The sequence below is a fragment of the Micromonospora sp. NPDC049523 genome (genome assembly GCF_040676775.1).
Classification (GTDB): Bacteria; Actinomycetota; Actinomycetes; order Mycobacteriales; family Micromonosporaceae; genus Micromonospora_G.
In genome coordinates, this window is sequence record NZ_JBFAPP010000028.1 from 19,886 (window position 1) to 37,871 (window position 17,986).

Annotated in this window: 14 protein-coding genes; 6 read left to right on the top strand and 8 right to left on the bottom strand. The window is 71.2% G+C overall.

Annotation, left to right across the window (positions count from 1 at the left end):
- Positions 1–10: 10 nt before the first annotated feature.
- Positions 11–1,084: an iron chelate uptake ABC transporter family permease subunit gene (locus AB0J90_RS31020; protein ID WP_363601946.1), complete on the bottom strand. Its 1,074-nt coding sequence runs from the start codon at positions 1,082–1,084 to the stop codon at positions 11–13.
- A 174-nt stretch (positions 1,085–1,258) separates the two neighbouring features.
- On the opposite strand from AB0J90_RS31020, the gene AB0J90_RS31025 reads away from it, so the two are divergent.
- Complete coding sequence (locus tag AB0J90_RS31025) at positions 1,259–1,519, top strand: hypothetical protein (RefSeq protein WP_363601948.1); 261 nt, start codon at positions 1,259–1,261, stop codon at positions 1,517–1,519.
- A gap of 155 nt (positions 1,520–1,674) precedes the next feature.
- The gene (locus tag AB0J90_RS31030) at positions 1,675–4,446 is read left to right on the top strand and encodes a BTAD domain-containing putative transcriptional regulator (protein WP_363601950.1); all 2,772 of its coding nucleotides are present in this window, start codon (positions 1,675–1,677) and stop codon (positions 4,444–4,446) included.
- A gap of 151 nt (positions 4,447–4,597) precedes the next feature.
- On the opposite strand, the gene metG is transcribed toward AB0J90_RS31030, so the two are convergent.
- The gene (gene metG / locus AB0J90_RS31035; protein WP_363601952.1) at positions 4,598–6,400 is read right to left on the bottom strand and encodes a methionine--tRNA ligase; all 1,803 of its coding nucleotides are present in this window, start codon (positions 6,398–6,400) and stop codon (positions 4,598–4,600) included.
- Positions 6,401–7,392: 992 nt separating this feature from the next.
- Between metG and AB0J90_RS31040 the strand changes: the two genes are divergently transcribed.
- A complete protein-coding gene (locus AB0J90_RS31040; RefSeq protein WP_363601954.1) occupies positions 7,393–8,196 on the top strand; it encodes a hypothetical protein in 804 nt (267 codons plus the stop codon).
- Positions 8,197–8,236: 40 nt separating this feature from the next.
- Here the strand turns inward: AB0J90_RS31040 and rsmI are convergent, their stop codons facing one another.
- Positions 8,237–9,079, bottom strand: a complete 843-nt coding sequence (gene rsmI / locus AB0J90_RS31045) for a 16S rRNA (cytidine(1402)-2'-O)-methyltransferase (protein ID WP_363602068.1) — start codon at positions 9,077–9,079, stop codon at positions 8,237–8,239.
- A 34-nt stretch (positions 9,080–9,113) separates the two neighbouring features.
- Here rsmI and AB0J90_RS31050 point away from each other — a divergent pair, with 34 nt between their 5' ends.
- Positions 9,114–10,994, top strand: coding sequence for a phospholipid carrier-dependent glycosyltransferase (locus tag AB0J90_RS31050; protein WP_363601956.1), 1,881 nt, complete (start codon positions 9,114–9,116; stop codon positions 10,992–10,994).
- A gap of 72 nt (positions 10,995–11,066) precedes the next feature.
- Here the strand turns inward: AB0J90_RS31050 and AB0J90_RS31055 are convergent, their stop codons facing one another.
- Positions 11,067–12,197: a serine hydrolase domain-containing protein gene (locus AB0J90_RS31055; RefSeq protein WP_363601958.1), complete on the bottom strand. Its 1,131-nt coding sequence runs from the start codon at positions 12,195–12,197 to the stop codon at positions 11,067–11,069.
- Positions 12,198–12,474: 277 nt separating this feature from the next.
- Entirely contained in the window at positions 12,475–13,704 is a 1,230-nt protein-coding gene (locus AB0J90_RS31060; protein WP_363601960.1) for a DUF418 domain-containing protein, read from the bottom strand.
- 143 nt (positions 13,705–13,847) lie between these two features.
- Here AB0J90_RS31060 and AB0J90_RS31065 point away from each other — a divergent pair, with 143 nt between their 5' ends.
- Positions 13,848–14,555 carry a TetR/AcrR family transcriptional regulator gene (locus tag AB0J90_RS31065; protein WP_363601962.1) on the top strand — a complete coding sequence of 236 codons (708 nt, stop codon included), beginning with the start codon at positions 13,848–13,850 and terminating at the stop codon, positions 14,553–14,555.
- An 86-nt stretch (positions 14,556–14,641) separates the two neighbouring features.
- Here AB0J90_RS31065 and AB0J90_RS31070 read toward each other — a convergent pair whose 3' ends face one another.
- From AB0J90_RS31070 to AB0J90_RS31080, 3 genes are all read right to left on the bottom strand, one after another.
- Positions 14,642–15,661 (bottom strand): NADPH:quinone reductase, encoded by a 1,020-nt coding sequence (locus tag AB0J90_RS31070; protein WP_363601964.1) that lies wholly within the window; start codon positions 15,659–15,661, stop codon positions 14,642–14,644.
- 75 nt (positions 15,662–15,736) lie between these two features.
- Complete coding sequence (locus AB0J90_RS31075) at positions 15,737–16,345, bottom strand: hypothetical protein (protein WP_363601966.1); 609 nt, start codon at positions 16,343–16,345, stop codon at positions 15,737–15,739.
- A gap of 20 nt (positions 16,346–16,365) precedes the next feature.
- Positions 16,366–16,779, bottom strand: coding sequence for a hypothetical protein (locus tag AB0J90_RS31080; protein WP_363601968.1), 414 nt, complete (start codon positions 16,777–16,779; stop codon positions 16,366–16,368).
- A gap of 337 nt (positions 16,780–17,116) precedes the next feature.
- Between AB0J90_RS31080 and AB0J90_RS31085 the strand changes: the two genes are divergently transcribed.
- The gene (locus tag AB0J90_RS31085; protein WP_363601970.1) at positions 17,117–17,668 is read left to right on the top strand and encodes a CGNR zinc finger domain-containing protein; all 552 of its coding nucleotides are present in this window, start codon (positions 17,117–17,119) and stop codon (positions 17,666–17,668) included.
- Positions 17,669–17,986 lie beyond the last annotated feature (318 nt).

Consider the following 17,986-nt stretch of genomic DNA (forward strand, 5'->3'; position numbering starts at 1 on the left):
GCGGCGGCGGTCACGGTTGGGCCACCCGGGTCCGGCGGACGAGCGCGACCAGCACGGGCGCGCCCAGGAACGCGGTGACGATGCCGACCTCGACCTCGCCGGGCCGGGCGACGACCCGGCCGATGATGTCGGCGCCGACCAGCAGGATCGGGGCGAGGACCATCGAGTAGGGCAGGATCCAGCGCTGGTCCGGGCCGACCAGGGCCCGCGCGATGTGCGGGATGGTCAGGCCGACGAACGCGACGGGTCCGAGTGCGGCGGTCGCCGCGCCGCAGAGCAGGGTCACCGCGACCACCCCGATTGCCCGGGTACGGCCGAGGTGCGCGCCGAGTGCGCGGCCGCTCTCCTCGCCGAGGGCGAGTGCGTTCAGTGGCCGGGCCAGGGCGAGCGCGCACACCGTACCGACCAGCAGGAACGGGCCGACCGCGGTGAGTACGGACAGGTCCCGGCCGGCGAGGCTGCCGACGGACCAGAACCGGTATCCGTTGAAGGTCTGCGGGTCGAGCAGTACCAGGCCGGAGATGTAACCGGTGAGGGCGGCGGTGATCGCCGTACCGGCGAGGGTCAGCCGCACGGCGGTGGCGGCGCTGCGCCCGCGGGAGCCGAGCAGGTAGACGACCGTGGCGGCGAGGGCGGCGCCGAGCAGGGCGAACCAGACGTACCCCATGGGGTTGGTGACGCCGAGGACACCGATCGCGGTGACCACGGCGGCGGCCGCGCCCGCGTTGACGCCGAGCAGTCCGGGGTCGGCGAGCGGGTTGCGGGTGAGCGCCTGCATCAGTGCCCCGGCCAGCCCGAGCGCCGCCCCGACAGCGAGTCCGAGCAGCGTACGGGGGATGCGTAGGCTGCGCACGATGATGCCGTCGTCGGATCCGTCGTAGTGCAGGAGCTGGTGGACGACGGTGTCGAAGGCGATCGGTTTGGCGCCGACGGCGAGGCTGGTCAGCGCGACCAGCACGACCACGGCGAGCGCGAGCACCAGCCCGGACAGGCGCCAGCCGACCGCCGCCCGGCGCAGTGATCGTGACTGCGATGGCGGGGCCTGGCTTGGCACGGCGACGGACGGGACGACCTCGGTTGGCACCGGGTTAGGTTAGCCTGACCTAATCTTCGATACGCAAGCCCCCTTGCGTTCTCGCTGCTGTGGCCTGCGTCTCCGCGCTCGGCACCGGCTGCGTCGACCCGACCGACCGTCACGCTCCGGTACGGTCGGCCCCGTCACGTCCAGTGGCACCCGGCGATGGGGAGGGATGCGGAGATGGCATCGGTGGAAGAGGTCAAGGCCGGGATCGGCCGCTTCAACGACGAGACGACCCGGCAGGCGGCGACCATCCGGTCCATCGCCGAGTCGATGGACCGGACCTCCGCGCTGCTGCGCGGCATCACCAGCGGTGCGAACCACGCCCAGGTCGCCGAGGCGCTGGTCCGCCTCGAACAGGCCAAGCAGCGCCTGCACGAGGCGGCGGCGCTCGCCCAGGGCGCCGTCGAGGCCACCAACAGCTACGTCGCCGGCTTCTAGCACCACGCGTACGTCCTGCGGGGCGCCGGAACCTGTCACCGACGAGCCGGCCGTCGACAGTAGACGGTCGGCCTGCCGGGAAGCTTGTAGGATCCTTGAATCGGCTGGTCATGCCGGCTGACACGAATATCGACACACGCCGGGGGGGCAGCCAGTTGGCAGTTGAGTTCCGGCTGCTCGGCGACGTGGAGGCCCGTGTCGGTGGCCGCCCGGTCGACCTCGGTCACGCCCGACAGCGGACAGTGCTGGCCGCCCTGCTGGTCGAGGCGAACCGGACCGTCCCCGTCGACCAGCTGCTCTACCGGGTGTGGGACGAACAGTCGCCGCAGCGGGCCAGGTCGGCGCTCTACAGCTACCTGTCCCGGCTGCGCCGGTGCCTGGTCGAGGCGGACGGTGTCGCCATCTCCCGCCAGTCCGGCGGATACCTGCTCACCGTCAGTCCCTCCGCAGTGGACCTGCACCACTTCCGGCACCTCATCGGACAGGCCCGCTCGGCCGGCGACGAGCAGGCGCTGGCACTGCTGGAGGAAGCCCTCGGCCTGTGGCGCGGCGAGGCATTCGCCGAACTGGACACACCCTGGCTGAACTCGCTGCGCGAGACCCTGGCCCAGGAGCGGTTCGGCGCCGAGCTGGAGCGTGCCGAGGCGGCGCTGCGACTCGGACAGCACGCCCGCATGCTGCCCGAACTGTCGGCGCTCGCCCGTCACCACCCGCTGGACGAACGGCTCGCCGGCCAGCTCATGCTCGCGCTGTACCGGTCCGGCCGGCAGGCCGACGCCCTCGCCCACTACCAGCGCACCCGGCAACTCCTCGTCGACGAACTTGGCACCGACCCGGGACCCGCCTTGCAGGCCCGGCAACGGCAGATCCTGGACGCGGAACCGTCGCTCGACCCACCGCCCACCCTCGTCGAACCGACGTCGACCAGGGCACCGGTACCCCGGCAACTACCCGCCCGCCCGCCGCTGTTCATCGGCCGATCCGCCGAACTGGTCGCGCTCACCGCACCGGACGACACCCGGCTCTGGGTCATCTGCGGCACCGGCGGTGTGGGCAAGACCTGGCTGGTGTCGCGCTGGGCGCACGACAACCTCTGGCGCTTCCCCGACGGTCAACTCTGGGTCAACCTGCGCGGCTTCGAACCGGCGGCCACGGCGGTGCCACCGTCGGCGGCGGTCCGCGGCATCCTGGACTCGCTCGGCGTACCGGCGTCCTCGGTGCCGACCGACCTGGACGCGCAGATCGGGCTGTATCGCAGCCTGGTCGCGGAGAAACGGATGCTGATCGTCCTGGACAACGCGCGCGACGCCGAACAGGTCCGGCCACTGCTGCCCGGCGGCCCCGGCTGCCTGGTCCTGGTGACCAGCCGCAACCAGATGGCCGGGCTGGTCGCCACCGAGGCCGCCCGGTCGCTGACCCTGGACCTGCTCACCGCCGACGAATCCCGCGCGCTGCTCGCCGGCCGGCTCGGCATCGAACGGGTGAGCGCCGAACCGGAGGCCGTGGACCGGATCGTCGCCGGTTGCGCCCGGCTGTCCCTGGCGCTCGCCGTGGTCGCCGCGCGGGCCGCCTCCCATCCCGGCTTCCCACTCGCCGACCTCGCCGCCGAGTTGCACGACCCCGACGGCGCACTGGACGCCTTCGACAGCGGCGACCCGCTGCTCGACGTACGGGCCGCGCTGTCCTGGTCGTACCGGGCGATCAGCCCGCCCGCGGCACGGGTGTTCCGGCTGCTGGGACTTCATCCCGGCCCGGACATCTCGGTGCCGGCGGTGGCGAGCCTGGCCGGACTGCCGGTCAACCGGGTACGCCCACTGCTGGCCGAACTCTCCCGCGCCCACCTGATCGCCGAGCAGTCACCCGGCCGGTACGCCTGCCACGACCTGCTGCGCGCGTACGCGACCGAACTCGGGCAGGCCGACGACCCGGAACCGGAGCGGCACCGGGCCCTGCGACGGCTGATCGAGCACTACCTGCACACCGCGTACCGGGCGGCGCAGTTGCTCGACCCGCACCGGGACCCGATCGACCCGGAGCCGCCGGGTCGGGACGTCGTGGTCGAGCGCCCGGACGACTACGAGACGGCGATGGGCTGGCTGACCGCCGAGCACTCGGTGCTGGTGGCGGTCATCGGGCAGGCCGCCGAGCACGGGTTCGACGGCCAGGCCTGGCAACTGGCCTGGTGCATGGTCACCTACTTCGACCGTCGCGCGCACCGGCACGACCGGCTCGCCACCCAGCACGCCGCGCTGGCGTCGGCGTCCCGGCTCGGGGACCTGCCGATGCAGGCGATCTCGCACCGGGACCTGGCGCGGGCGTACACCCTGCTCGGCCGCTACCCGGACGCGCACCGGCACCTGGGCGAAGCCTTCGACCTGCTGGGCCTGCTCGGTGACCACGTGGGACAGGCGCACACGCACCTGAACCTGAGCATGGTGTACCAGCAGCAGGGTGAACTCCACGACGCGATCCGGCACGACCTGCTCTCGCTGGAGCTGTACCGGGCCACCGGGCACCAGAGCGGCGAGGCGAACGCGCTGAACAACGCCGGCTGGCACTACGCCCAGGTCGGGGACTACCCGCAGGCGTTGGACTACTGCGAGAAGGCCCTGGTGCTGCACGAGGAGATCGGCAACCGGGTCGGCGAGGCGAACACCTGGGACAGTCTCGGCTTCGTCCACCACCACACCGGCGACTACACCCGGGCCGCCGCGTGCTTCCAGCACGCCATCGAGCTGGCCCGGGAACTGGGCACCCGGTACGGCGAGGCCGAGGCACTGCACCATCTCGGCGACACCCGGCTCGCCGGTGGTGATCCGGTCGCGGCCCGGACCGCGTGGCAGCAGGCCCGGATGATCCTCACCGACATCGGCCACCCGGAGGCCGAAGAGGTCGCCGCCAAACTCGACTCGTCCGAGCCGCTCTGACCAGCGGATTCAAGAATTCCACGAGGGTTGTGCCAGGTCGGTCGGTCAAGCTGTCAGCATCGCCAGGTCCGCATCGTCCCGGCACGGGGCTGGACGAAGCGGACCTGGCGGTACACGTGCTGTCGTAGGAGATGCCCGGCGGCCGAAGTGGTCAGTCGCCGAAGCGGGCGAGTTCCTCGTCCACGATCGACGGGTCGAGCTTGCGGAACACCGGCTTCGGCGCGGCGAGCGGTCGCCCGGACTCGATCGGAGTCGACTCCCACCGGGCGCCGACCGTGTAGTCACCGGTCAGCACCGGGTACGACGGCCCGCCGTCCAGGTCGTCCACCTGCACGATCGAGGGCATCGGCGCGTGTACGCCGGTGCCGCCCAGCAGCTCGTGCACCTGCTGCGCGGAGTGCGGCAGGAACGGCGTGAGCAGGGTGTTCGCGTCGCTGACCACTTGCAGGGCGACGTGCAGGATGGTGCCCATCCGGGCCTTGGAGTCCTCGCCCTTGAGCTTCCACGGCGCCTGCTCGGAGAGGTACTTGTTCGCCTCGCCGACCACCCGCATCGCCTCGCCGATCGCCGCCTTCTGCCGGTGCCGCTCGATCAGGTTCCCGACCGTCGCGAAGCCCGTACGCGCGACGGCCAGCATCGCCTCGTCCGCCTCGGTGAGCCCGGCCGGGTCGACCGGCGGGATCGCGCCGAAGTTCTTCGCCGCCATCGAGATCGACCGGTTGACCAGGTTGCCCCAGCCGGCGACCAGCTCGTCGTTGTTGCGCCGGAGGAACTCGGCCCAGGTGAAGTCGGTGTCGTTGCTCTCCGGGCCGGCGACGGCGATGAAGTAGCGCAGCGCGTCGGCGTCGTAACGTTCGAGGAAGTCGCGTACGTAGATGACCACCTGGCGGGAAGAGGAGAACTTGCGCCCCTCCATGGTCAGGAACTCGCTGGAGACCACCTCGGTGGGCAGGTTGAGCCGGCCCAGCTCGCCCGGCGTGCCGTCCCGGTCGCCCTCGCCGGAGTAGCCGAGCAGCAGCGCCGGCCAGATCACCGAGTGGAAGACGATGTTGTCCTTGCCCATGAAGTAGTAACCGGTGGCGTCCTTGCCCTCGCCGTCCGCCGCCCACCAGCGCCGCCACGCCTGCGGGTCGCCGGAGCGGCGGGCCCACTCGATCGAGGCGGAGAGGTAACCGATCACCGCATCGAACCAGACGTAGATCCGCTTGTCGTTGCGGTCGCGCCAGCCGTCGAGCGGGATCGGCACGCCCCACTCCAGGTCCCGGGTGATCGCCCGGGGCTGCAGGTCGCCCAGCAGGTTCTTGGAGAACCGCAGTACGTTCGTCCGCCAGCCCTCGCGGGTGTCCAGCCACTTTGCCAGCGACTCGGCGAAGGCGGGCAGGTCGAGGAAGAAGTGCTCGGTCTCGATGAACTCCGGCGTCTCACCGTTGATCTTCGAGCGGGGGTTGATCAGGTCGATCGGGTCGAGCTGGTTGCCGCAGTTGTCGCACTGGTCACCCCGCGCGCTGTCGTAGCCGCAGATCGGGCAGGTGCCCTCGATGTAGCGGTCGGGCAGCGTACGGCCGGTGGACGGGGAGATGGCTCCCATGGTCACCTTGGGCACGATGTAGCCGTTGCGGTGCAGCCCCTCGAACAGCTCCTGCACTACGGCGTAGTGGTTGCCGGTGGTGGTACGCGTGAACAGGTCGTAGGAGAGGCCGAGGCCGTGCAGGTCCTCGACGATCACCCGGTTGTAGCGGTCGGCCAGCTCACGCGGGCTGACCCCCTCCTTGTCGGCCTGCACCTGGATCGGGGTGCCGTGCTCGTCGGTGCCGGAGACCATGAGCACGTCATGACCCGCCATCCGCATGTACCGGCTGAACACGTCGGAGGGCACTCCGAAGCCGGAGACGTGGCCGATGTGGCGCGGGCCGTTGGCGTACGGCCAGGCGACCGCCGCAAGAACGTGACTCATGGACAGCAAGCCTAATGACCGTCACCGGGCGACCGCGAACCAATAGGCCCGATCCGGCTCCGGGCGCCCCACCGGCGCTCCGGTGACGCCTCGGCTGCGGGCTCGCCCGGACGGAGATCCATCGACCGAGCCCACCGGTCCGGGACACCAGCGCCGGGTCGGCAAGGCCATCCCATCCGGAAGCCAGTCGGATTTCTGCGCCCGATTTGTCGGCGACACGCGCCCCAAGCTGCCCCTCCGGAACGAGTGTGCATAGTCCAATACTCTCTGTGACCGGTAGACCAGACGGGCAACAGCCAGGGGAAACCGACCCGGGCCCGGCCGATGGCGGCGAATCGCCGGCCGCCGGACAGTCCTCCACCGACGGCGCCACGCCAGCCGACAACCCGCCGACCCCGGCCGACCGCCCGGATCCGTGGGCACCCCTGCCGGCGGCGTCACCCACGCCGACGCCCCCGGCTCCACCCACGCCCCTCACTCCACCCGCGCACCTGACTCCACCCGCGCCCCTCACTCCACCGACACGGCCCCACGCCGGCCCACCCCAAGCCCCGCCCGCTCAACCCCCACCCACTCAAGCCCCGCCCGCTCAACCCCCACCCACTCAACCCCCACCCACTCAACCCCCACCCACCCAGTCCCCGCCGGCCCAGTCCCCACTCACCCAGTCCCCACTCGCCCAGTCCCCACTCGCCCGGCCGACGCCGACACGAGGACCCGCGCCCACCGCTGGGCCGGTCGTGGTCGGACCGACCGGTCCCGCAGCCGGACCGACCACGCCGGCCGGGGCATCGACCCGGCCATCGACCGAACCAGCGGCCGACCAGATGGCTGGCCGAGCGGCTGGGCCGACAAACGGGCAGACATCGGGGCCGACACCTGGGCAGACACCCGGGCAGGCGGCGGGATCGAGGGTCGGGCAGGCGACCGGAGCGGCGACGGAGGCGGGTGCCGTACCCGGTGGGGGTGGTTCACCGTGGCTCGCCGCGCCGGTGTCCGCCGGAATCGAGCCGACCACCGGCGCACCGCGCAACACGGTGCCGCAGCGGGTGCCCCGGATCGCCGACACGGGGCCGCGTACGGTGCCGTCCGCGGACGGTACACAGACCTCCACGAGGGTCGGCGCGGTGCCGGCGCCCGCACCTGCAGCCGAGGACGAGGACGACTTCTGGCTGCCGATCGAACAGGTGAACTGGGACGGCACACCGGCCCGGCCCGACCCGGACGACCGGCCGCGGCGGCTCTGGTCGTTCCCGACCCGGCGTACGTTGGCGGAGCGGTCGGCCCAGCCGCCGAAACCACCGCGCCGGCCAGCGTCCGGACTGGCCGGGCTGGTCCTGCTGGCGCTGCTCTCCAGTTTCTTCGCCTGGGTCAGCGTGGAACCGCTCTGGCTCGCCTTCGGCCACGGCGACCTCGGTACGGCCACGGTGATCGACTGCACCGGTCAGGGCATCGGCCAGCGCTGCCGGGGCGAGTTCATCTCGGCGGACGGCGGGTTCACCGCCGAGGACATCCGGCTGGCCGGGGTACCCGCCGAGGACAAGCTCGAAGGCTGGCAGCTCACCGCGCGGATGATCAGCGGTGACAGCGGCACCGCGTACGTCGGCACCGGCACCGGGTCGTTGCACCTGCGCTGGGCGCTCGGGCTGACGCTGGTGCTGCTCTGCGGCGTCGGCATCGTCTGGGCCACCGGGGCGGACCGGCTGCCGAACCGGGCGGCCCGCCGGGGCGCCGTACTCGTCGGGCTCGCCGGGCCGTTGGCGATCACCGCCGGTTTCCTGGCCGCCACCTTCTGAGCCGAGCACCGCCGAGCCCGGGTTTCGGAGGTCGCCTTCCCTACACGGTGTGCACGACCGCGTACACCTCGCGGCGGCGCAGGCCGTACCCGGTGGCGACCTCGGTGATGGCGTCGCGGCGGGAGACGCCGGCGGCCTCCCGGTCGGCGACGGCCGCGCGGAGGTCGGCGTCGCTCGGGCGGATCGCGGGTGTCGCGCTGGCACCCGAGACCACGAGGGTGATCTCGCCGCGCGGGTCGCCCTCCGTGGCCCAGGTGGCCAGTTCGCCCAGGGTCCGGCGCAGCACCTCCTCGTACGTCTTCGTCAGCTCGCGGCAGACGGCGGCCGGACGGTCGGCGCCGAAGGTGTCGGCGAGATCGGTCAGCGTGCCGGCGACCCGGTGCGGCGCCTCGAAGAAGACCAGGGTCCGCTCCTCCGCTGCCAGTGCCCGCAGCCGGGTACGGCGGGCGCCGCCGGTGCGGGGCAGGAAGCCCTCGAAGCAGAACCGGTCGACGGGGAGCCCGGAGAGGGCGAGCGCAGTGGTGACGGCGCTTGGGCCGGGGGCCGCGGTTACCGGCGCACCGGCGTCGACCACGGCCCTGACCAGGCGGTATCCGGGGTCGGAGACGCTCGGCATGCCGCCGTCGGTGACCAGCGCGACCAGTTCTCCGGCGAGTACGGCCTCGACCAGTGCGGGGGTACGGCGTTCCTCGTTGCCCTCGAAGTAGGAGATGATCCGACCCTTGATGGTGACGTCGAGGTCCCGGGCGAGCCGGGCGAGTCGACGGGTGTCCTCGGCGGCGACCACGTCCGCCGCGCCGAGCATCTCCCGGAGTCGGGTGGAGGCGTCGGCGGGGTTCCCGAGCGGCGCACCGAGTACGACAAGTCGCCCGTTACCCGACATATCTCCCACCAGAAACTTCCCCTCATCGATACACGTGAAAATGACAGGGCGGCGTAGGACTCCGTCTCCCGCTCCCGCAGCCTACGATCGCGGGGTGACCATGGCGTCGACAGCGCAGACCCAAAGCCGCGACAGCGACCGCGATCACTCGGGCGTTACGGCCAGCGCACCACCGGAGGGTCCCCCGGCCAGCTCGACGGCGGCCGTACCGGAGACACCCGGTGGTCGTGGCCTGCCCACGATCCTGCGGCGCCGACTGGTCCCGTTCGACACCCGGCTGGAGCCGTACTCCTGGCTCGCCACCCTGGTGGTGGTCGCCATCGCCGCCGTGGTGCGACTCGTCGGGCTGAGCCACCCCAAGGGCAAGATCTTCGACGAAACCTACTATGCCAAGGACGCCTGGGGCCTGGTCAGCAAGGGCGTCGAGTGGAACTACAAGGACAACGTCCCGTCGTACGTCGTCCACCCCCCGCTCGGCAAGTGGCTGATCGGCATCGGTGAGTGGGCCTTCGGCTACTCCGACGCCGACGGCAACGTCGTCTCTGCCGGCCACATCATGACCACCTCGCCCGAGTTCGGCTGGCGTTTCTCGGCGGCGATCATCGGCACCCTGACGGTGCTGATCCTGGTCCGGACCGCCCGTCGCCTGTTCGGGTCGACCGTGCTCGGCTGCGCCGCCGGCCTGCTGCTCGCCCTGGACGGCTTCCACCTGGTGCTGTCGCGTACCGCACTGCTCGACGTCTTCCTGCTCTTTTTCATCTTCGCCGCGTTCGCCGCCCTGGTCGTCGACCGGGACCACCGGCGCCGCCGCTGGCTGACCGCGATGGAGGCGGGTCTCGACCCGAGCGTCCCCGGTCGCGCCGGCCGGCTGCCACTCCGGTTCCCCGAGAGTGTCCCGTGGTGGCGACTGCTCGCCGCCGTGCTGCTCGGCTGCGCGCTCGGCGTCAAGTGGAGCGCGCTCTACTTCGTACCGGCGTTCGCCCTGCTGGTCATCTTCTGGGAGGTCGGCGTCCGCCGCTCGGCCGGCGTACGACGCCCGTGGCGGGACGCCCTGCTCGGCGAGATCGGCTGGCTGGCACTGGCCGGTGTGCTGATCCTGGCCACGTACATCGCCACCTGGTCGGGCTGGTTCCTCACCGACCACGGCTACTTCCGGCACTGGCTGGCCGACTCCGGCAAGACCGAACTGCCGGTCATCGGGGCGCTGCAGAACCTGTGGCACTACCACTCCGAGGCGTACAAGTTCCACACCACACTGGTCACCCCGCACGTCTACCAGTCGTGGCCGTGGCAGTGGCTGCTGCTCGGCCGCCCGGTCGCGTTCTACTGGTCCTCCGACGGCGGCTGCGGCGCGTCGAGCTGTGCGGCGGAGATCCTGCTGCTCGGCACCCCGATCCTGTGGTGGTCGTTCCTGCCCGCGCTGGCCGCGACCGCCTGGCTGGGCATCGCCCGCCGGGACTGGCGGGCCGGGGCGATCCTGCTCTGCGTGGCAGCCGGCCTGCTGCCCTGGTTCTGGTACGCCTTCGACGGCCGCACCATGTTCTCCTTCTACACCGCTCCCGCGCTGCCGTTCCTGATCCTCGCGGTCACCTACGTACTCGGCGCGCTCATCGGTCCGGCGAAATCCCCGGCACCGGCGGCAGCGGCCGCGGTCCGCGCACCGGTGCCGGCGGACGGCTCCGGGCGGGCCACCATCGAACTGTCCGAGGAGACCCTGCCTGCCGAGCTGTCCAACCATCCCGCCGGGTCCGATTCCGGCGGCCTGGACCGCCGTACGGTCGGCGTCATCATCGCCGGCGCGTACGTCCTGCTCGTGGCGATCTGCTTCGCCTACTTCTACCCCGTCTTCGTAGGCCAGATCCTCCCCTACGCCGAATGGTCCGCCCGCATGTGGCTAGGCAGCCGCTGGATCTGACCCGCGTTGATCATGAAGTTAGCGCACCGGAATCGCGGAAAATCTGCGCTAACTTCATGATCAACGAGGCGTTCACTGGCAGAGAGCGGTGTTCAGGGCTGCTTCTACGTGGGTGGCGGCTTCGAGGGTTCTGGGGAGGGCGGTTACGGCGATGGTGGCGGAGCGGCCGTCGCTGGTGATCGCGTTGCGGGTCTCGTAGCCGGGTGCGTCGCCGCCGTGCGCCCAGGCGAAGCCGCCGCAGCTCAGCTTGAACGTGGCGAGCCCGAGCCCGTACCTGGTGTCGCCGACCGTGTCTGCGCCCGGCGCCTCCACCGTGGTCTGCATCTGCCGGAGCTGTTCCGGCTTGAGTAGCTTGCCGCCGACGAGCGCGGCGAGGAACCGGTTGAGGTCGCTCGGGGTGCCGACCATCGCCCCGGCCGCCCAGCCCATCGACGGCTCCGACTCGGTGACGTCGCGCAGCGGCGCGTCGGGGCTGAGGGCCAGGTACCCGTTCGGGTGCCGCTCGCGGATGGTCTGCTCGCCGAGCGCCGGCCAGTACGTGTGCCGCAGCCCGATCCGGTCGATGATCCGCTTGGTGATCTCCTCACCGATCGGCCGCCCGGTGACCTTCTGCACCAGCAGGCCGGCGACGATGTAGTTCGTGTTGCTGTACTCCCAGCCGCTCCCCGGAGCGAAGAGGGCAGGGTGGCGCAGCGCCACGTCGAGCACCTCGTACGGCTCGAAGTAGGTGTGCTGGACGGAGAAGTAGTCCGGCACCAGGTCCTCGTCGTAGTCCGGCAGCCCGCTGGTGTGCTGGAGGAGCTGGCGGACGCTGATGTTCCGGCCGTCGATGCCGTCGCCGCGCAGCAGGTTCGGCAGGTACGTCTCTACCGGCGTGTCGAGGTCGACCCGCCCCTCGCCGACGAGTTGGAGCACGACGGTGGCCGTGAACATCTTGGTGTTGCTGGCGATCCGGACCTGACCGTCGACCGGGACCTTCGCCTTTGTCCTCAGGTCGGCGACACCGGCGGTGTAGTTGCGGACCCGCCCGTCGCGGTCGCGTACCGAGGCGAGGGCGGCGGGGAACCGGTCGTCCCGGACCAGTCCTTCCAGGCTCTGCCGCAAGGCGCGATCGCCACCGGCGGCGGTTTCGGCGTTCGCGATCGGTGCGGCCGCCGCGCCTCCGGCGAGCAGACCGCAGAGGGTCGCTCCCGTCACGGCCATCACCCACCGTCGTGGGCGGGGCTTTGCATCCGTACGCGGTGAATCGTTTTCGGGGTTCGACACCTGAATCACTTCCCTGCTGGATCGTCGTGGTCTTCCGGGCCCTTCGAGCCTGTCGGACATCGACCGTGGTTTCGATCCAGCGCACTGCCGTTTCGGTGGTACAGCCAGCTACCCGGTCCTGCTGCCATGCCCCGCGACTCTGTTGCCGTGCCGCGCGACCGACCCGCCGGGCCGGATACGCCCAGTGGACCGGTCGCGGGTTGGTCGGTACGGCCTACGGGCGCAACTCCGGCTCGCGGATCGGTGTCGTTTCGGGAGCGTCCTCGTGGTGCCCGGGTGGCGCGACGAATGACGGGCGGCGGGCGTTGGTGAACCAGCGCAGCGCCCACTCGACGGGGCCGTAGCGGAAGCGCCCCAGCCACAGCATGCTCAGTACGACCTGGGCCGCGAACACTGCCGCGACGAAGGCGAACAGGGCCAGTGGCGAGAACGTACCCGCGTAGCCGAGGCCGATGCCGCTGAAGACGAGCAGGCAGGCCGCGGACTGGGACAGGTAGTTGGTGAGGGCCATCCGGCCGGCCGGAGCGAGCACTGCCCGTACGGCCGCGGTGCGCGGGGTGTGCATGATCCGCAGGAGGGTGGCCACGTACGCGGCGGTCAGCACCGGTGCCGTCGCCACGCTGGCGGCGACCCCGAGGCTGTTGCCGTTGCCGCCGCTGGCGGTGTAGACGATCGACCCGATCAGCCCGACCGGGAAGCCGATCCACTGGATCCGGCGCAGGACCGGTTCACGGCCGGACACCCGCGCCAACCACTGCCGCCGGCCGGCGACCATACCGAGCAGGAACAGGCCGAGCGCGGTCGGGCCCTGCAGGCTCACCGCCTGGATGACCAGCAGCGGCAGGCCGTCCAGGTGTTCCCCGATGTTCGAGCCCCACCCGCCGAGCAGGGCCTGGGTCGCGTGCTCGGCGTTGACCAGTGCTTCGGCCTCCCCGGGCAGGAACGCGGACCGGTCCACGAACAGGGCGCTGGCGACCAGGCTGAACAGCACCAGGGCGTAGAGGCCGAACGCGATCCGGATCGCCGTCCGGTCCCGTACGTTGCGCAGCAGCAGCAGGAACAGGCACGCCACCGCGTACGTGGTGAGCACGTCGCCGCCGTTGAGGAAGACGGTGTGCAGCACGCCGAGGACGAAGAGCCCGAGGATCCGGCGGAGCATCCGCGCGGAGAAGGCGGCACCGGCCCGACTCGCCGACTCCATCTGGAGGGTGAAGCTGTATCCGAAGAGGAACGAGAAGAGCACGTAGAACTTCATGTCGATGAAGACGGACGACAGCGCGCGGACGAGGTTGTCCAGCCCGGAGTCGAAGTCGGGGTCGGTCACCAGGTTCCCCGGATAGCCGGAGGCCATGAAGGTGACGTTGACGGCGAAGATCCCCAGGAGCGCGAAGCCCCGGACCGCATCGACGTCGAGAACTCTTTTGACAGGACTCTGCGTACTCAAGCTGACCCTCCCCGTAATCTGCGTATGAGATACACCGTACGTCGTACAGAGTACGGGGATCTAGGGTATGGGCAAGACCCATGCAGGGACGAGGAGAGGGCGCGACAGTGGCGCAACGGGCGCTTCCACCCGTGGTGGCGCGGATGTGGGGTCGCGAGACCGCATCCCGGCACGGGCCCCGGCCCAGCCTTGACCTGGGCCGGATCGTCGAAGCCGCGATCGGGATCGCCGACAGCGAGGGGCTGGAGGGCGTACGGATGAGCAGCGTCGCCAACCGAGTCGGAATGGCGACGATGTCCCTCTACCGGTACGTCGGCAGCAAGGACGAACTGCTGACGGTGATGGTCGACGCGGCCATTCCGGAGCCGCCCCCGGTGGACGGGCGGCCGTGGCGGGGATACCTCACCGCCTGGACCCGGGCCAACCGGGACATGCTCCTCGAACGGCCCTGGCTGCTCGGGGTCACGAATCGCACCCCGCCCGCCGGGCCCCGGATGTTGCGCTGGCTCGACCGCGCGCTCGCCGCACTCGACGACACCGGGCTCAGCTTCGCCGAGCGGATCAACATCGCGACCGCTCTCACCGGGTACGCCTCCAGCCAGGCGCACCTCACCCACAGCATGATCAGCGCGGCGGAGGCCGCCGCCGCGGACGGATCCATCGGCGGGTTGGCCGACTACGGCGACATCCTCGGCCAGGTTCTCGATCCGGCGGACTACCCGGATCTGACCGCCGCCGTCCGGGCGAACGCCTTCGGCGCCAACGAGGAGTGGATCGACGACGCCGACTTCACCTTCGGGCTCGACCTGCTCCTCGACGGCATCGAGGCCCTGATCGCCCGCCGCCGCTAGGCAGGGGCCGACTCCACCGCCGCCGCTGGACAGGGGTCGACCCGCCCGCCGCCGCTGGACACTGGTCGATCAGGGCCTCGCCGGGGTCAGGCGACGTCGATGAGGACCTTGCCGACCGCACCGGACTCGACCGCGGCGTGGGCATCCGCCGTACGGTCGAGCGGGAAGCGATGCAGCGGCAGACCCGCCGCCTCGCCGGCCTGCAACGCCCCGGCCGCGACGGCGGCGGCCACGTCCTCGACTGCGTCCCGCTTCGCCGCCTCGGGCACCGTGTAGACCAGCACGAACCGGTAGCCGATGTTCTTGTACATCAACCGGAAGGCCGGGAGCGAAACGTCCGCCGGCTCGTCGGTCGCGTACACCGCGATCGTGGCAGCGGGGGCGGTGACGTCGTGGTTGAGGGCGGCGTTGGCGTTCGGGGCGACCTCGACCACGATGTCGACCCCGGCGGGTGCGAACTCGTGGATCTCCGCGGCCGGATCGCCCGTACGGTAGTTGACCACGAGGTCGGCGCCGGCCGCCTGGGCCAGCTTGGCCTTCTCCGGTCCACTGACCGTGGTGACCACCCTCGCGCCCGCCCACCTGGCGAGTTGGATCGCCGCGTTGCCGACCGCGCCCGCACCGCCGGCCACGAGCACGACCCGGCCGGCGAGCGTACCCGGGGCCAGCCGCTGCGGGCCGTTGTCGCCGACGGTCAGGCAGCGGTGCGCGGTCAACGCCGGGATACCGAGGCTGGCCCCGAGGTCGAAGGAGGCGTCGTCGGGCAGAGCGACCGCTTGGCGCGCGGGCAGCGTCACGTACTCCTGGGCGGTGCCGTCGGCCCGCTGCCAGGCCGCCTCCCACAGCCAGACCCGCTCACCCACGCGGTCGGGCGAGACTCCCTCGCCGACCGCGTCGACGATGCCGGCCCCGTCCTGGTTGGGCACGATTTCCGGGTACGCGAGCGGGCGCCCCGGGCCGCCGGCCCGGGCCTTCCAGTCGGTCGGGTTGACCCCCGACACCTTGACCTGGACCCGTACCTCGCCGGCAGCGGGCTCGGGGACGGGCCGCTCGGTCGGCTGCAGTACGTCCGGCGCGCCGGTTTGGGTGTAGATAATGGCCTTCATAGGTCGAGACTATGGACAGCGATCAGCCGTTTCCCCACCACCGACCGGTGACTGCCCTCACAACACGCGACCTGCCTACCCCGCTCCGGCCGGAACGCCGTGGATTCCCAGGCTGGTGACCTCGTCATCGTCGATCTGGTCGGGACCGACGCCCCAGGCACCGGCGATCCGCAGCACGGCCTCCTCGTCCGGCTTCGCGTCGGTCCAGGCGTCCCAGTCATCGTCCGACCACGTGTCCGTGTCGACGTCGAGCCCCTCGGGGTCCAGGACGATGCCCTGCTCGGCGGCGGTCGGCTCCCCGACGGAGAGGTAGACGCAGTTGCGTTCGCCGAGGTAGCAGTAGGCGCGGACGATCTCGCCGTCCCGCGCCCGGGCCCAGGCGTGGTATTCCGTCACTCGATGGGTGCCGAAGAACTGGACCTCGCCCAGCCGCTTACTCAGTCCCGCGAGCCAGTCCGGGAACGCCGTGGCGCTCGCCTCGAGCCCGTCGGGCAGGTGCCACGCCACGTGAGCCAGCGTCCAGCCGGGCCGCGGAGACGCGACGTACACGCCGTGGTCGTAGGCGCGGAGGGTCCCCTCGACCCAGCCGACGCTCTCCCGCCTGTCCAGGTCGAGTGCGTCGGCGACCTCGGCCGGCGAACGGTCCCGTACGGCGATCCACTGAGTCTTGTAACCGAAGCCCATCACGGCATCGTAGGCACCCGTCAGGTGTCCTGGTGTTCGCCCGGTTCGCTCTCCAGAACCGCGACGAGGCCGTCCGGGTCGTCGACGGTGACGGTGAGGGCGGGGTGCAGCAGCCAACGGCCGGGGGCCAGTCCGGGGACCGGCTCGCGGAACCGGATACAGACACCCGCGGCGGTCGTGGTGCCGAAGCTGAGACCCCGGTCGACCATCGACACGTGCGGACCCAGGATCCGCCACCACTTGTACGGACCGGCGCGCTCCGCCCCGACGATGTTCGACCGGGGAGTACGCAGCCGCCATGGGCCGTACCGGACGACGAGTGTGTCGTCGACGGTGACCCAGGCGGTGTCCGGGCGGACGCCGATGAGCGACAGCGGCAGCCGGAAGGGCTGCGCGAACGCGAAGCCGAACCGTCGCGGCGCCGGCCCGGTCATCGCGGACCTACCCGGTCCGCACCCGGCGCGACGGAGGTGGGCGCCGACCGTGCTCCGGAAGGCGCGGGACGCTTCGACCGATCGGTACGCGACACGACGCCGGTCTACCCAGCCAGCGCCGATCGACACCCCGGGCCGCCCACGGGTACCTCGAACGCCTCCGAGCCCGGACCCTCCGGACAGGGCCATTCGACAGCGACTACGTTGAGTAATCTCCATAGCCCGCAGTAGCAGGACTGGTACGTGACCACACCCTGACTCGTACGGTGTCGGGACCGGGTACGCCAGTGGTGATCGTCTTCGGTGTTCACGTACCCGAGCCTGATGTAATGCCATTGTGCATCTCAACCCTTACGGGCAGGACGCGGTACGGCTCGCCGTCGACCTGGCGAACAACCGCCCCACGTCAACCGTGGACCTGGTACGGCGCTGCCGAGCCGCCGGCCTGGTGGTCGACATGCCGGTCGACGATCGGGACCTGGAGGCTACGTCGGAGTTGCTCGACCGGTGGTGCGCGATAGTGGACGCGCCGGACGAGGTGCACCGGGCCGGACTCGTCAACGCACTGCTGGCGGCGGCGTCGGCGTACCCCCGGCTCTCCGACCACGAGGGCACCGGTTGGCACCTGCACTACCGCGACGACGGGGTGCCCTTGGCGACCGTGCTGCGGGCCCTGGTCGGGGTCGGCACCGCCCTGCACCTCGCCGGGCGGGGCATGGGCAGGCTCGGCCGCTGCGCCCGCACCGGTTGCACCACCATCTACGCCGACACCTCTCGCAACGGCCGCCAGCGCTACTGCTCCCCCACCTGCGCGAACCGCGACGCCGTGCGCCGCCACCGCGCCAGCCAGCCAACCCGTCCTCGCCGCGTGCACGACGCATCGTCCTAGGGCGACAGGTGCTGGTTGGTCTCCATCTACGCCCGCATCCCCGGATCGGGGCGGGAGCCGGCACACGGACACGGCGTGGAGCTGGGAAATAGGTGCGCGCCCCGATCGCCTGCCACGGGGGAAGCGGGCGATTGGGGCGCGCACGATGAGCTTAACCATGCCTGTTCACCGAACACAACGGGTGATGTTCAGTCAGATTTCCGACCGCCGCTCGTGCGTACAGAAGGCATGAATAGGTCAAAAGCCCGCAGAACCCACCGACATGCCTCACTTCCGAGCGGCTCCACAGCACCCGTCCAGCGTGCGTACGTGCTGGTG

What these genes read in the sequence shown, in the direction of transcription:
- metG (WP_363601952.1), bottom strand. Translation starts at nt 6,400, where the DNA reads ATGAGTCACGTTCTTGCGGCGGTCGCCTGGCCGTACGCCAACGGCCCG.
- AB0J90_RS31070 (WP_363601964.1), bottom strand. Translation starts at nt 15,661, where the DNA reads ATGAAGGCCATTATCTACACCCAAACCGGCGCGCCGGACGTACTGCAG.
- AB0J90_RS31065 (WP_363601962.1), top strand. Translation starts at nt 13,848, where the DNA reads ATGTGGGGTCGCGAGACCGCATCCCGGCACGGGCCCCGGCCCAGCCTT.
- AB0J90_RS31055 (WP_363601958.1), bottom strand. Translation starts at nt 12,197, where the DNA reads ATGGCCGTGACGGGAGCGACCCTCTGCGGTCTGCTCGCCGGAGGCGCG.
- rsmI (WP_363602068.1), bottom strand. Translation starts at nt 9,079, where the DNA reads ATGTCGGGTAACGGGCGACTTGTCGTACTCGGTGCGCCGCTCGGGAAC.
- AB0J90_RS31080 (WP_363601968.1), bottom strand. Translation starts at nt 16,779, where the DNA reads ATGACCGGGCCGGCGCCGCGACGGTTCGGCTTCGCGTTCGCGCAGCCC.
- AB0J90_RS31075 (WP_363601966.1), bottom strand. Translation starts at nt 16,345, where the DNA reads ATGGGCTTCGGTTACAAGACTCAGTGGATCGCCGTACGGGACCGTTCG.
- AB0J90_RS31025 (WP_363601948.1), top strand. Translation starts at nt 1,259, where the DNA reads ATGGCATCGGTGGAAGAGGTCAAGGCCGGGATCGGCCGCTTCAACGAC.